Source organism: Dolichospermum heterosporum TAC447 (assembly GCF_024584745.1).
Classification (GTDB): Bacteria; Cyanobacteriota; Cyanobacteriia; order Cyanobacteriales; family Nostocaceae; genus Dolichospermum; species Dolichospermum heterosporum.
In genome coordinates, this window is record NZ_CP099464.1 from 1,008,526 (window position 1) to 1,023,947 (window position 15,422).

The following is a 15,422-nucleotide window of genomic DNA, read 5'->3' on the forward strand; positions in this document are numbered from 1 at the left end:
AAGTGAAATGAAGCAATTCCAATGGTTGTGATTGCTTCCCTTCCCTCGCAATGACTGTAAATATTTTTGTCCAATTACTGATATACGTGTACAAAATTAATTGAACATTTTAAAATTCCTAAACCAATCAATTTTGTAGGTGTCCAACCCCCTGTGATTGCACGAAATACGGGGGTAGGCACGGGGGCGCTACCCCTACATTAAATCCAAATTTTTTATATAATTAATTTTGCTTACGTACTTATTTTAGACAAAATGAGATAGAAATATGGATACTTATACAGCAGGAGTCAGGAGTAAAACTGGCTTGCTGTTTGGCTTTGAATTTAGATCATTTAGTTAAAATAAACCGCGTTTACCATTCGGACGTACCGTTAACCAATTCATTTTAGCTACAGCCAATTGTTCATCAGTCACCTTAGCGCCAGTGAGATTAGCGCCGGACAAATTAGCTCCCCGCAGATTAGCTTGAGTTAGATAAGCTTGACTTAGGTTTGCACCTCTAAGGTCTGCACCTTCTAAATTAGCATTACTAAAATAAGCCTTGCTTAAATCCGCATCTTTGAAATTTGCTTGTTGTAAACTTGCCCTCCCAAAGTCAGTATTGTGAAGATTAGCTGCTTGAAAATTAGGTTTCTGAAATTGAGCAGCATGGAAATTACTTCCTGATAAGTTAGCACTAGATACACTCAACCGGATAAAATTATAGCCCGCAAAATCCCGTCTTCCTTTTTCATAAGCTGCTAGAAGACCTGGGGAATCTAATTTCCGCACAGAGAATGGATCATCAGCGTTATTCACACCTCTAGCGGCTGATTTAGATGCCAATTCTCTACCCTGATTGCGTCCCTGATTGCGTCCCTGTTTCCATTCTGTGTCTGCTGGTGCTGGTGTCTTATCTTTTCTGGCTCGAATAGATGCCGCTAATTTCGCAACATTATCATTGTTACCACGAGCATAACTAATAGAATCATTCCCAGCATTTGAGGAATGATTCTGAGTAGGCCCAGAGGGTTTAGAGAGTAAGCCTTGGGCTAAACTATCTAAATATGGCTCCATGTCTAAAGCTGTAAGTACGTCTTGTGCGGCTTGATAGCGATTGCGGACGGATACGTCCAACATTTTTCTCAAGACCTTAATAAAATGGTCACTGGCTTGTACCAGATGTTCCCACATCATTTCCCCTGTGGTGGGATTGTATTCTAAGTCTTTAGGAATTTTCCCAGTTAATAAATAAACACAAGTTACTCCTACTGCATAGATATCACTGGCATAAACTGGACGCATAGCCATTTGTTCGGGAGGTGCAAAACCAGCAGTACCAATTGCGTAGGCTGTTAAGGCTGATTGTTCGGATTCATTGGTTATGACTTGGCTAACTTTATTTTTGACAGCGCCAAAATCAATTAGTACGAATCTGGCATCTTGAGAACGACGAATTAAGTTAGCTGGCTTAATATCACGATGAATTACCTGTTGCTCGTGGATATATTGGAGCAGGGGCATGATTTCACTTAAAAATTGTCTGACTGCGGTTTCACTATAAACTCCATTTTTTGTCACTTCTTGTTGGAGAGTCAAACCGCTCACATATTCTTGCACTAAGTAAAATTGATTGTTATCTTCAAAATAGTCCAGTAGTCTGGGTATTTGGGGATGATTACCGATTTTACCGAGAGTTTCTGCTTCTCTGGAGAATAACTCCCGTGCCATTTTTAATATGTACGGAGTTGTACTTGCTGGACGTAATTGTTTAATTACACAAGGTGGTTTGCCAGGTAGATTTTGCTCTACTGCTAAAAATGTTGCTCCAAAACCACCTTTACCGATGGGTTTAACTACGCAAAAGCGATCGCGCAACAGTAATTTCGAGCCACAAGCCTGACATATTAGACTAGATGCTGAATTTATAGGATGGGAACAGGTGGGATTTACGCAATAGCTCATGCAATGTAAACTCGCTGCGTAACAGCTTCAGGGGAATAATGATGCTCTTATTACATTATGGAGAGCAAATTCAAATTTACGCCAGGTTATTGAAGCGGGAATTTATTTTTTGATTCCCTAAAGCCCTGTGGACAATTCTATAGCAATCAGATTTGATTTATGAATTAATAGGCTTAGAGGTTGTTTGAAAAGTATTAGATGAAACCGATAATCCCTAGAAACCTAACCCCCCTTCCCTACCTCTCCCTAGCCCTCTCCTAAAAGGAGAGGGAAAAGGAAAAAACTTTTTTTAGTTGGAAGGGGGGTTTCAAAGCCTCTCCCCGCACCCCTCCCTAACCCTCTCCTAAGAGGAGAGGGAAAAGGAATAACAAAAGGAATAACATTTAATACTGGAGAGGTTTGGAAAGGGGTTAGTTTATACATTAAAAACTTTTAAAACCTCCTCTTAGGCAGGTAATAGGCAACAGGAAGCAAGGAATTTATTACCCATTACCCATTACCCATTTACAGACTAGACAGCACCTCTTTAGCAGCAGCTAATGTCTGTTCAATATCTTCGGAAGTATGTGCTAAAGAAGTAAAACCAGCCTCAAATTGAGATGGGGCTAGATAAATACCATGCTCTAACATTCCGCGATGGAAACGACCAAATTTACCTGTATCCGCCTTTTTGGCATCTTCATAGTTATGTACAGGACCTGCGGTGAAGAATAGCCCAAACATGGCACTAATATGACCACCACAGGCAGCATGACCTGTATCTGAGCAGATTTTTAGCAATCCATCAGTTAACTGTTTAGTAATTTTTTCTAAATACTCATAAGTACCGGTTTTACCGAGGAGTTCCAGGGTTTTAATTCCCGCTGTCATGGCTAAAGGATTACCAGAAAGAGTCCCAGCTTGATAAACTGGTCCTGCGGGGGCAATCATAGACATAATCTCACGACGACCACCGTAAGCACCGACTGGTAAACCACCACCAATGACTTTACCCATTGTGGTTAAGTCGGGGATAACACCAAATTTGGCTTGTGCGCCACCGTAGGCAATGCGGAAGCCTGTCATCACTTCATCAAATACCAGTAATGCACCATGCTCTTGGGTAAGTTCCCGTAGTCCTTCCAGAAAACCAGCATCAGGGGTAATAAAGCCCGCGTTACCAACTACGGGTTCAAGAATCACACCGGCGATTTCCTGGGGGTTTTGTTCAAATAGAGCTTTTACGGCTTCCAAATCATTGAAAGGCGCGGTTAAGGTGCTGGCGGTGACGGATTTGGGTACTCCTGGTGAGTCGGGTAAACCCAGGGTAGCGACACCAGAACCGGCTTTAACCAGGAACATATCTGCGTGTCCGTGATAGCAGCCTTCAAATTTGATAACTTTTTCTCGATTTGTAAAGGCTCGCATTAGGCGTAATACCGCCATACAAGCTTCTGTTCCAGAGTTGACGAATCTGACCATTTCGACGCTAGGAACAGCATCAATGACCATTTCGGCTAAAACGTTTTCGAGGACGCAGGGAGCGCCAAAACTTGTGCCTTTATCTAGGGCTGTGTGTAGTGCGGATATTACTTCTGGATGAGCATGACCACAAATGGCTGGTCCCCAAGTGCCAACATAGTCAATGTATTTGTTGCCGTCTACGTCCCAAATATAAGCGCCATTGACATGATCAAATACGATGGGTTGTCCCCCGACGGATTTAAAAGCGCGAACAGGAGAACTGACTCCTCCGGGCATAAGGTTTTGAGCAGCAGCAAAGATTTCTTGTGATTTTGTGGTTTTAATTGAGGTATTGACCAAGGGTATCTCCTATGAGGTGGTGATTAAAATTGAGCTTCTATCTTAGAATAGGGTGAAAAGTTACTTGTGAATTTCTCTGGTATGGGATTAGCTGAAAATGGTATCTTGAGTCAAATAATTATTGTAAATTAACTGGTATGTCTTCTTCCCAACTGCTATCTTTCCAATCTGCTATCCCTGTGGATAAAATTCGCTACGATGACAAGGGTTTAGTGCCGACAATTGTCCAAGATTATTTAGATGGTACGGTGCTGATGATGGCTTGGATGAATCAGGAATCGTTACAAAAGACTTTGGATACTGGGGAAACTTGGTTTTGGAGTCGTTCTCGACAGGAATTTTGGCATAAGGGCGCGACTTCTGGACATATTCAAAAGGTACAAACTATTCGTTATGACTGTGATAGTGATGCTCTTTTGATAGGGGTAGAGCAATTGGGTGATATTGCTTGTCATACGGGGGAACGCAGTTGTTTTCATCAAGTTGATGGCACGGTGACAGCACCACCTGGGGATAGTTTATCACAGTTGTTTGCAGTAATCTGCGATCGCCGCGATCGCCCCAATGAAGATTCTTATACCTGTAAGTTATTGGCTGGTGGTGATAATAAGATTTTGAAAAAGATTGGTGAGGAAAGCGCCGAGGTAGTTATGGCTTGTAAAGATGATGATGCTGATGCGATCGCTGGCGAAGTTGCTGATTTATTCTATCATACTCTTGTAGCTTTGGCTCATCATCAGGTTGATTTAAAAGCAGTTTATCGCAAGTTACAAGAAAGAAGGAAATAGGCTCATTTATTAATAACTGTCAGAATCAGGATAACCAGGATTACAGGATGTACAGGATGATAATTAAAATTGTAGGTTGGATAGAATGAAATCTGAAAATCCTGATTCAGACAAAAAATGAATTACAAAATTCACCAACAATCCACAAATCACAATCCTAAAAATCCTTTAATCCTGATTCAGACAAAATAGAAAACCTAAAAATAACCATTAATACAATCTTAGATGAATTTAGCGGTAGGGGCGAATGGCCATTCACCCTTACAATCGGAAGCGAAAAAAGTATTTGATGAGTTTATCACAGGATTACATCAAAATATTAATCCTAATGTAACTCAAGATGAAGCTATTGAAATGTTATCCCAACATTTAATTACTAAACCTGTTTTTGATGCTTTGTTTGAAGGTTACGAATTTACTAAATATAATCCTGTTTCTCACACGATGCAAAGAATGTTAGATGTGTTAGAAAGTCAATCTTTGCAGAGGGAAGTGAAGACTTTAGAAAAGTTTTATCACAGTGTGTGAGAACGTGCTAGTGGTATTGATAATGCGGAAGGAAAACAGCGGATAATTATTGAATTATATGATAAATTTTTCCGTGCGGCTTTTCCCAGGTTGGTAGAAAGATTGGGTATTGTTTATACTCCTGTGGAAGTGGTAGATTTTATTATTAAAAGTGCTGATTTTGCTTTAAAACAAGAGTTTGGTGTGGGTTTAACTGATGAAGGTGTTCATATTTTAGACCCCTTTACAGGTACAGGTACTTTTATGGTGCGGTTGTTGCGTGGCGTTAGCCATACTCCTGAATGGCCTGCGCCCATACCCCCTGATAGCGTGGCGTTAGCCATACTCCTGAACTTAGATATATACTAGGGGTTTAGCACTGCTTTACCCTTACATATCTCATCAATTACAGGATGGTTTAATGCTGATGTAGAGATTTTTCATGAAACGTCTCTACAACGTGGTTTGCCTAAAGGATACCAGAAGCTACACCAAGGTAGTTGTAAAGTTATTGAGTCCTAAAGTACCAGTTAAACCTGTCACCTCAATGATGGCAATAAGCACCTCTTTTTTCAACGTGGCTTTCACGCTCTATCCCCTATGAAACAAGCTGTTTAGTCATGAGGATATCCAGACAGTTAAAACTGTTCCCAGTTAAAAGTTAAGAGTTCCCTACCCTCGCAGACAACTTATTCAGCAAGCCCTAAATATAATTGTATTAACATTAGTTGTAGCTAATTTAAGCAACTCCGACCAACTCAAGGTATCTGATTTATGATCTGCTGTTTCACAATGAATAACTAAATTCCATTGCTGCTGTGGGTTTTTCTTAGTTTTATCTGCTAGAATTTCCGCATTGCGAATTGCTTGCAGCAGCGCTTACTTCTTTCCGCCATCTTTCTTATTGTGCATTTGTCGGCTTTTTTGTACCACCTGTCAAACAAACTATCCCTATCCCCAAAGTTGCTAAAGTCCAATTTTTCCAAATATTCAATAAAATCACATTCAAAATTACTAGGAAGGTTTACAAAATGGTGTTTACTAAGTTACAAGTAACACCATAGTTTGTTATTACGCAATCATTCAACATTACTCCAGAAAAATTTCGTTTGGAAACAACTGACAACTAAAAAATTTATGGTATTACAAGTAGAAAACAACACTTACGAAGCGAAAACCCAAGAAATCGCTAAACAGGTTCTAGCTGCTACCCAGGAAAATCGCTCATTTTTGGCTGCTTTACGGGATCAAATGCGTTGGGATGATAAATTGCTCGATTGGGCTATGAGTAATCCAGGTTTACGAGTACAATTATTTCGGTTCATAGATACCTTGCCCGCTTTACATAGTAAATCAGAAATTGCCTCCCATTTGCAAGAATATTTGGGAGATGATTCCGTAGAATTACCCGCAGCTTTGAAAGGAATCTTAAACTTTGCTAACCCTGATTCTATGCCCGCACAGGTAGCCGCGACAACAGTGGGAACTGCGGTAGAAACTTTAGCACATAAATATATTTCCGGGGAAAATATCAAGCAAGTCATCAAAACCGTTGAGAGACTGCGAAAAGACAAAATGGCTTTCACCATTGACCTCCTCGGTGAAGCGGTAATTACTGAATTAGAAGCGCAATCTTATTTAGAAAGATACCTAGAATTGATGCAGCATTTGGTGGAAGCATCCAAAAATTGGGGGAAAATTCCGGCTATTGATGAAGCTGACGGCGAAAATATCCCCAAAGTCCAGGTTTCTGTGAAATTAACGGCGTTTTATTCCCAATTTGATCCTTTGGATGCCCAAGGTAGTGAAGCACGAGTCAGCAATCATATTCGGACTTTACTTCGTCGCGCTCAAGAGCTAGGTGCAGCAGTCCATTTTGATATGGAACAATACGCCTATAAAGATATCACGTTCAATATTCTCAAAAAGCTATTACTAGAAGAGGAATTTCGTCAACGTACCGATATTGGGATGACAATACAAGCATATCTGCGGGATAGTGAACAAGACGCTAGAGATATTATTGCTTGGTTAAAACAACGGGGTTATCCTCTCACCATTCGTCTAGTTAAAGGTGCGTATTGGGATCAAGAAACCATCAAATCGGCTCAAAAACACTGGCCACAACCGGTTTATAATGATAAAGTCGCTACCGATGCCAATTTTGAGGCGATAACTCAGCTATTGCTAGAAAATCATCAGTATGTCTATTCTGCCATAGGTAGTCATAATGTGCGATCGCAATCTCGCGCCATAGCAATTGCGGAAAATCTCAATGTTCCCCGTCGTCGTTTTGAAATGCAAGTTCTGTACGGCATGGGTGATAAAATCGCTAAGGCTTTGGTAGATAAAGGTTATCGCGTGCGGGTTTATTGTCCCTACGGTGACTTGTTACCAGGAATGGCTTATTTGATTCGGCGGTTGTTGGAAAATACGGCGAATAGTTCGTTTTTACGGCAAAATCTGGAAAATCGTCCGGTTGAGGAGTTGTTAGCAGCCCCAATTATGTCTCACGCAGAGGCGCAGAGTCGCCAAGAGGAGGAAGGAGGTTTTTTTGGTGTTGCGGATACTGATTTTGCGGGGGAGGAGAGAAGGCGGAGGTCGAGTTTGGCTTTTGCAAATGTGCGTCAGCAGTTGGGAAAAACTTATTTACCTTTGCTAAATGGGGAATATGTGAATACTGCAACTTTTGTTGATTCTCTTAATCCTTCTAATTTTAGTCAGGTTGTTGGTAAGGTGGGTTTGCTGAGTGTTGAACAGGCTGAGGAAGCAATGAAGTTTGCTAAGGCTGCTTTTCCGGCTTGGAAGAAAACTCCGGTTAAGCAACGCGCGGATATTTTGCGGAAGGCTGGGGAGTTAATGGAGGAACGACGCGCTGAACTTTCGGCTTGGATAGTTTTGGAGGTGGGAAAACCTGTTAAGGAAGCTGACGCGGAGGTTTCGGAAGCTATTGATTTTTGTCTTTATTATGCTGCGGAAATGGAACGGTTGGATAAGGGTGTAATTTATGATGTGGTTGGGGAAACCAATCGTTATATTTACCAGCCGAAAGGTATCGCTGTTGTGATTTCTCCCTGGAATTTTCCTTTGGCTATTGCTTGCGGTATGACTGTTGCGGCTTTGGTTTCAGGAAATTGTACTTTACTCAAACCGGCAGAAACTTCTTCTGTGATTACTGCAAAGTTGACGGAAATACTCATAGAAGCTGGAATCCCTAAAGGTGTTTTTCAATACGTTCCTGGTAAGGGTTCGCAGGTAGGCGCTTATTTGGTTAATCATCCTGATACTCATGTGATTGCTTTTACTGGTTCTCAGGAAGTAGGTTGTAGAATTTACGCAGAAGCTGCAATTCTCAAACCTGGTCAAAAGCACCTCAAGAAAGTAATTGCGGAGATGGGTGGCAAGAATGGCATTATTGTAGATGAAAGTGCTGATTTAGACCAGGCTGTTGTCGGCGTTGTCCAATCGGCTTTTGGTTATAGTGGACAAAAATGTTCTGCTTGTTCACGGGTGATTGTGCTTGAACCTATTTATGATGCTTTTGTGGAAAGGTTGGTAGAAGCAACTAAATCTTTGAATATTGGAGAAACGGAATTACCCAGTACCCAAGTTGGTCCGGTGATTGATGCTATTTCGCGCGATCGCATTTTGGATTATATTCAAAAAGGTAAACAAGAAGCAAAAGTCGCCTTAGAATTACCCGCACCCAGCCAAGGTTATTTTATCGGTCCGGTGATTTTTTCGGAAGTACCCGCAGATGGAGTTATCGCCCAGCAGGAAATATTTGGACCTGTCTTAGCAGTAATTCGGGTGAAAGATTTTCAAGAAGCAATAGATGTTGCTAACGGCACAAACTACGCTTTAACCGGTGGTCTTTATTCTCGCACACCTTCCCACATTGAACAAGCACAAGCGGAATTTGAAGTGGGGAATTTATACATTAACCGAAATATTACTGGAGCGATCGTTTCCCGTCAACCTTTCGGCGGTTTCAAACTTTCTGGAGTTGGTTCAAAAGCAGGAGGACCAGACTACCTCTTGCAATTCCTAGAACCGCGCCACATCACAGAAAACATCCAGCGTCAAGGTTTTGCCCCAATTGAGGGTGCAGACTAACTTGATAACACACAAAGATCCCCGACTTCTCAAAGAAGTCGGGGATCTTTTTATCCTGTTAATCCTGGAAATCCTGATTCTGACAAATTATGATATTTTGATGTTAAAATGTAAGATCAGGGTTTCTCTATATTTATGGGTAAAAAAGATGATATTAAACAAATTGATGCAATTGCGAGAGAATTTCGTATGTCACCGACATTAAGGAAAACTTTTGGTTTATTTCTGGAGGAAGAAAAAAGAAATGGTTACGGAGGAACTTTAAACGATAGAGGTGATTTTACTTATCCAGAACTTCGTCAGAAAGCTAAAGAATTTTTAGAGGATATTAATTATGACTCCTAAAACATCTCTTGCTAATTCAATACTAAATCTGAATCAAATTATTCAACCAATTATTGGCGAAACTTGCCATCAAATTACATTTAGTTATGGTGATGAGTTACTGTTAGATTTTGGTAAAATGACTGCCTATGATCATCCTAAATTAACACATTTACGTAAAGGAAGCTGGCAACTTAGCACTAGGGCAACACCTTGGTATTTAATGCTAGGAGATAATCTTTTCGGTCATTCATCTATGTTCGTAAATAATAAAGATGCTGCCAAATATGCTAAAACGTTTTTACAGTATTTGGAAAACAAAAAACTGACTAATTTTATTATTCCTGCTAATAGTCATGATATGAAACTCACTTTATCATTTGAGGGTGGTTACGAACTAATTTTAAAACCAGATTTAGAAGATGATTCTGGACTTGCTTATTGGGAATTAATGATGCCAAATGAGCAAATTTTAACCGTTGGTCCGGGAATGTTTTGGGAATGTAAATCAATTCATGAACCTTATTAGTCTGGATATTTAGATTCAGATACAATTTCCGTTTCAAATTATAACTACTAATTAATATGTATAACTGCGTATCCTGCTTAGAACAAACACTTTTGTTTTCGTATTAGCGCAAAATCCAAATAGTAACATCCTTAAGATAGATACCATCTCTCTAAAAATATGCAAAAATGAAGATAGAAATATCTGTTAAAAACAACTTAACACCATTCTCTATTTTTGACTCCTGACTCCTATTCCCAGGGGGGTGAGACTATGATTGATACAAGTAACGATATAAGAATTATTTCTTTAGTTCCTAGTGCTACGGAAATTGTGGCCAAACTGGGCTTGTTTGATGCTATGGTAGGGCGATCGCATGAGTGTGACTATCCTCCCGAAATCGTCAATCTTCCAGTTTGTACCCAAGCCCGTTTGAATGGTGACGCTAATAGCCATTCTATTCACAAAGAAGCCGACAATCTATTACAATCTGCTTTGGGTATTTACAAAATCAAAGTGGATGTTTTAGAGAAACTGCACCCTACCCATATTATCACTCAAGATCAATGTGATGTCTGCGCCGTCAGTTTACCAGAGGTAGAAAAGGCAGTTGCCCAACTTACCCACAGTTCACCACAAATTATTTCTCTACAACCCAACACATTACAGGATATTTGGGGTGATATTGAACGGGTTAGCCACGCATTTGGTGTAGATTCAGTAGAAATACTGGAGAATCTAGAAGCCCGTGTTAGAATTTGCAAGCGTAGACTACAAGGACTTTCCACCGCCGAACTGCCTAAAGTCGTGTGCATTGAATGGACTGATCCTTTGATGGCTGCTGCAAATTGGGTTCCTGAATTAATTAACTTAGCAGGAGGAAGACCATTATTTAGCATCACTGGTAAACCTGCTGCTCATGTCAAATGGGAAACATTAGTAGATAGTAATCCAGATGTGATTATTTTCATGCCCTGTGGCTTTGATTTGCAACGAACTCAGCAAGAAGCAGAATTATTAACTCAACGTCCAGAATGGAAAAAACTCCACGCTGCTCAAACAGGAAGAGTATTTATTACCGACGGTAACGCTTACTTTAACCGTCCTGGTCCGCGATTAGTAGATTCTGTGGAAATTTTAGCAGAAATATTGCACCCAGATATTTTTGACTATGGTTATAAGGGTAGTGCTTGGCAAATTTTGTAATTATTGCCATCAGGGGTAAGTTAAACGGGCGGTTAGAAACCGCGCCTACACAAGCAAAACCTACATGGGTTTCAAATCCTTGATTTTTTCGTTAGTCCGCGCAGGCGGACTTTGTTTGTATAAGTAATTGGACAAAAATATTTACAGTCATTGCGAGCGAAGGGAAGCAATCACAACCCTTGGAATTGCTTCATTTCACTTCGTTCTATATGGCTAACGCCACGCTGTGCTAAGGCAATGACATTGTGTAATTAATTCTGTCTCACTACTTAGCAGTGTATCCCTGACGGGAGCCGGAGGCATCTTTCCATTCGCCAAGCATTAAGTTGACACTAACTTCTGCTGTATCTGTGTTTGACACCTATAGGAAAATATTCAGTATCACCAATGGGTTTTAATTCTACTACAGGAGTTTGATATTGTAGAGGGACATAATTCGCAAATTCACTATTTAAACGCAATAATTGGGCAAGAATAGCCGCAGTAATAGATAATCTTTTTTCCTCTTGATTTTCAATTCCTGGTGCTAATTCTACTACTACAGATAAAAAGCGATTTTTATCGGCATCTTCTTTTACCTGGATAACAAACTTACCCGTTACCCATTCTCTAATGATTGGTTGTTCTAGTCCGACTGTGACATTTTCTGGATAAATATTTGCGCCAAAATAGGAAACTGTAAAGTTAGAACGTCCAAAAACATAGACAAAAGGTAATTGATGAATTCCGCGATGATTTTCTAATTCTGTAATAGGATTAAAACCCCATTCTGCTAAGAATTCTAGCATTTCTGTGTAGGTAATTAAGCCACCTTGATCAAAAATGCTATATCTAATTAAAGGCACACCATTATTCCCAGAAAATAATAAATTTCCATCTTCTACTTCAAAAAAACGACTGCAAGGATCATATTGAACTAAAGTAGGTAATCGGGATTCTCCAAATAATGCTTTAGCTGCGGCAGGTGTGGCTGCTAAAAACCGCCGAATACAAATACTTAAAGGGGTTTCATTCCCTAAAACTCCCGCGTCTGCTGTTCCATACATGGAAGCAAAATCATCATAGAGATTTTCCGAACCTATTCTTTCTCCGACTAAATTGCGCCATTCTTCACTGAATACTTCCCCTGCCATGACTAATTTAATGTGATATTGTCCCCACTGCATTCCATTGGCAATACCCGTATCAATCACATCTTTGAGAAATGGTGGATATCCTAATAAGACAACTTGCTCGAAAATACTACCTAATTCTTGGACAATTCGCAAAATTTCTGTTTTATTATTCCCTGGGGTAATAACGGTAATTGGATAACCTTTAGCGGCTAAATGACGACAGCAATTAGTGGTAAACATTCCACCCACCCAAGTTCCCAAGGTAAAACAAATTACTGCTAAACTGGGTTTAGTATCAGCGTGAAAACTATCGTGAAAAATTTGTTCAAAGCGGGTGGCTATTTGTAGTTCGTCGGTGATGAAACGTGGCCAAAATGTAGGTTTACCCGTTGAGCCAGAGGAAGCGGCTATCATATCACAGCTTCCTACTTTTCCATTATTACACAATTGGGGCAAAGAATAACGGGAAATATAATTTTCTTTATTAATTTTTGGTAAGTTTTGGAAATCTGCTAATGTTTGAATATTTTGAGGATTTATGCCTCGTTCTGCTAAAAATGCCTGATAAGCGGGTACACTAGCAGCTACATCTTGAAATAATCTCAAAGCTATTTCTTGGCTATCAATATTCAGGTGCTGTTTTAGTTTGTCTGTTAAGGGAGTTGAGATAAAATCTTCTAATCCTAAGATTGCCCTTGGTGTTGATATTTGTGGTTTCATAAAGCTGGTTGTTCTTTCTCAAAATTCTATCTATAAATGCAACTTTTTAGTAACCTATGGGATTTACCTACTGTACAAACTTACCATCATGTCAAGGCGTTGCTGAATTAGGGTATGAAATTGAAAAATCAATTATTTCAACCTCTTACTCTCTGCGACTGGAGCGCCTCTGCGTGAAACAAAATCATACTCTTAATCAGCAACGTCCATATCAACAAACGAAATTGCGTCGTTTTCGGCTTTGGGAATAACTGATTGAGTAGGGTGCGTCAGATAGAGGAAATCTGTTTTTTAAGTAATTGGACAAAAATATTTACAGTCATTGCGAGGGAAGGGAAGCAATCACAACCCTTGCGATTGCTTCATTTCACTTCGTTCCATATGGCTAACGCCACGCAACGCTAACGCAATGACATTGTGTAATTAATTCTGTCTCGCTACTTACCAAATTATCGGGTCTGACGCACCCTACAAGAGATAAAATAAAAATTTTGGCTGTCAGATACTACGGGAACGTAAATTACCTCGTTGCTTTTGTAGCCATTGATAACTCTCCATTTATCTTCCCGGATCATGCAAATATATTGCAGTCAACAACACATAAATAATGGCGGTCATCGTTTTTGTACTCAATGCGGTGAAGCATTACCTTTGACGGTGGGACAAGTTATTGATAATCGTTATGAAATTGCGCGGATATTGGGACAAGGTGGTTTTGGCCGCAGTTATTTAGCGATTGATCGGCAAAAATCTCGAAAAACTTGCGTTTTAAAGGAATTTGCCCCCAATGTTGTTAAACCCCAGGAGTTACAAAAGGCTAAGGAACTGTTTGAACGGGAAGCAAGTGTCCTCAAAAAAATCCAACATCCCCAAATTCCCCGGTTTCATGCTTCTTTTTCCGCCAAAATTGGGACTAAGGATTTTTTCTTTTTGGTGCAAGATTATATTGAGGGTGATAATTATGACCAATTATTTGAACAGCGTCGGGGTCAAGGACAGTCTTTTAGTGAGGAGGAGGTAATTAATTTACTACATAATGTTCTGCCTGTGCTAACTTATATTCATTCTTTAGATATAGTTCACCGCGATATTTCCCCGGATAATTTGATTTTGCGCCAAAGTGATAATTTGCCCGTATTGATTGATTTTGGAGGGGTTAAACAGTTACCAGCTTCTCAGGGTTTTTGGCGGACACAATTGGCTGTAAATGCGACTTTGTTAGGTAAGAAGGGATACGCACCAGAGGAACAGTTACTTCAGGGAAAAGTTTATAAGAACAGTGACTTTTATGCGTTAGCGGTGACGGCTTTGGTATTAATGACGGGGAAAGAACCACATTTACTTTATGATAGCTTTAATGGGGTTTGGCTTTGGGGTAAGGAAATTAAGGTTAGTCCCAAATTAGAGACTGTCTTAAAAAAGATGTTGGCATATAAGCCGAGCGATCGCTATCAAAAAGCCGAACAAGTTATTAAAGATTTACCTTTACCATCTACCTCATCTACACCACAGATTATGCAAACTTCTAACAATAATCCCAATCCCTATATTACTAAGTTGAAAACACAGGTGGTAGCACCAGGAATAAAGCAGGTTCGCAGTATTCATGGTGGTGTCCACAATCAGACAAGTTTGTTTGTTCAGAAAATACCCATGCCAAAATGGTTGCGTCCTTTTATGGTCAGCTTTATTATGACTACGGTAATGTTGTCAACAGGTGCGGGTATGTTTGCTTTAGGAAATTTTGCAGTTAAGGGAATAACCTCAATTAAAGTTCCGCAAGTTGAACTTCCCAAAATCCCATCTAAGAATAATCCTGAGGATGAAAAAAATCAAACTAATCGCACTATTCAACAGGTGTTTATTCGTCTACAACAGTTAGAAATTTCTCCGGCATTTTTTACTAACACCGTTAATGAAGTTTTTTATGCCGAAAAACCAGAATTAAACAACCGCAAGTTAACTCAAAACCCCGAAGACGCAGCTTTGAGATTACAATGGAATGCGATCGCTAATAAGTTATTAAATAATCTAGAAAAGGCTAATTTAAGTGAACCTGCTAGAAAGAAAATAGGTAGTTATAGTCAACAGGATTCCCAACGCTGGGAACAGTTAGCCAAAGCCGGAAAATTAGGTAATTATAAATCTTTTCAGGATTTACGCGCAGATACATATCAGACCTTTGACCCGTTGTTTCCTGGTCAGGAACGCGGGAAACTAAATCAAAAAACTTTTCTGCAAATCTGGTATGCGATCGCATCTGATAAAGTAGAAAATAAGTAATGGGTAATGGGTAATGGGTAATGGGTAATGGGTAATGGGTAATTTGTCAGAACTGACAACTGACAACTGACAACTGACAACTGACAACTGACAACTGACTAATGA

The 15,422-nt window shown here is 39.9% G+C and carries 11 protein-coding genes; 8 read left to right on the forward strand and 3 right to left on the reverse strand.

What is annotated here, in order from left to right; translation table 11 throughout:
• Window positions 1-339: 339 nt before the first annotated feature.
• Both NG743_RS04555 and hemL read right to left on the reverse strand, forming a co-directional pair.
• Window positions 340-1,947 (reverse strand): serine/threonine-protein kinase, encoded by a 1,608-nt coding sequence (locus NG743_RS04555; protein WP_027404663.1) that lies wholly within the window; start codon window positions 1,945-1,947, stop codon window positions 340-342.
• Window positions 1,948-2,451: 504 nt separating this feature from the next.
• Window positions 2,452-3,750: a glutamate-1-semialdehyde 2,1-aminomutase gene (gene hemL, locus NG743_RS04560; protein WP_027404662.1), complete on the reverse strand. Its 1,299-nt coding sequence runs from the start codon at window positions 3,748-3,750 to the stop codon at window positions 2,452-2,454.
• Window positions 3,751-3,887: 137 nt separating this feature from the next.
• Here hemL and hisIE point away from each other — a divergent pair, with 137 nt between their 5' ends.
• The 7 genes from hisIE (at window position 3,888) to NG743_RS04595 (ending at window position 11,199) form a co-directional block, all read left to right on the forward strand.
• Complete coding sequence (gene hisIE, locus NG743_RS04565) at window positions 3,888-4,538, forward strand: bifunctional phosphoribosyl-AMP cyclohydrolase/phosphoribosyl-ATP diphosphatase HisIE (RefSeq protein ID WP_257121591.1); 651 nt, start codon at window positions 3,888-3,890, stop codon at window positions 4,536-4,538.
• A gap of 225 nt (window positions 4,539-4,763) precedes the next feature.
• Window positions 4,764-5,066 (forward strand): hypothetical protein, encoded by a 303-nt coding sequence (locus NG743_RS04570; protein WP_027404660.1) that lies wholly within the window; start codon window positions 4,764-4,766, stop codon window positions 5,064-5,066.
• Window positions 5,067-5,156: 90 nt separating this feature from the next.
• On the forward strand, window positions 5,157-5,414 hold the full coding sequence (locus NG743_RS04575; RefSeq protein ID WP_257121592.1) for a hypothetical protein: 258 nt from the start codon (window positions 5,157-5,159) through the stop codon (window positions 5,412-5,414).
• Window positions 5,415-6,182: 768 nt separating this feature from the next.
• Window positions 6,183-9,161, forward strand: a complete 2,979-nt coding sequence (pruA, locus tag NG743_RS04580; RefSeq protein ID WP_257121593.1) for an L-glutamate gamma-semialdehyde dehydrogenase — start codon at window positions 6,183-6,185, stop codon at window positions 9,159-9,161.
• A 135-nt stretch (window positions 9,162-9,296) separates the two neighbouring features.
• Window positions 9,297-9,506 carry a hypothetical protein gene (locus tag NG743_RS04585; RefSeq protein WP_257121594.1) on the forward strand — a complete coding sequence of 70 codons (210 nt, stop codon included), beginning with the start codon at window positions 9,297-9,299 and terminating at the stop codon, window positions 9,504-9,506.
• Window positions 9,496-10,014 (forward strand): hypothetical protein, encoded by a 519-nt coding sequence (locus NG743_RS04590; RefSeq protein ID WP_257121595.1) that lies wholly within the window; start codon window positions 9,496-9,498, stop codon window positions 10,012-10,014. The genes NG743_RS04585 and NG743_RS04590 overlap by 11 nt, the downstream gene beginning before the upstream one ends.
• 252 nt (window positions 10,015-10,266) lie before the next feature.
• Window positions 10,267-11,199, forward strand: a complete 933-nt coding sequence (locus tag NG743_RS04595; protein ID WP_027404655.1) for a cobalamin-binding protein — start codon at window positions 10,267-10,269, stop codon at window positions 11,197-11,199.
• Between the two features lie 332 nt (window positions 11,200-11,531).
• Here the strand turns inward: NG743_RS04595 and NG743_RS04600 are convergent, their stop codons facing one another.
• The gene (locus NG743_RS04600; RefSeq protein WP_257121596.1) at window positions 11,532-13,034 is read right to left on the reverse strand and encodes a phenylacetate--CoA ligase family protein; all 1,503 of its coding nucleotides are present in this window, start codon (window positions 13,032-13,034) and stop codon (window positions 11,532-11,534) included.
• A 573-nt stretch (window positions 13,035-13,607) separates the two neighbouring features.
• Here NG743_RS04600 and NG743_RS04605 point away from each other — a divergent pair.
• Window positions 13,608-15,317 carry a serine/threonine-protein kinase gene (locus NG743_RS04605; protein WP_027404653.1) on the forward strand — a complete coding sequence of 570 codons (1,710 nt, stop codon included), beginning with the start codon at window positions 13,608-13,610 and terminating at the stop codon, window positions 15,315-15,317.
• Window positions 15,318-15,422 lie beyond the last annotated feature (105 nt).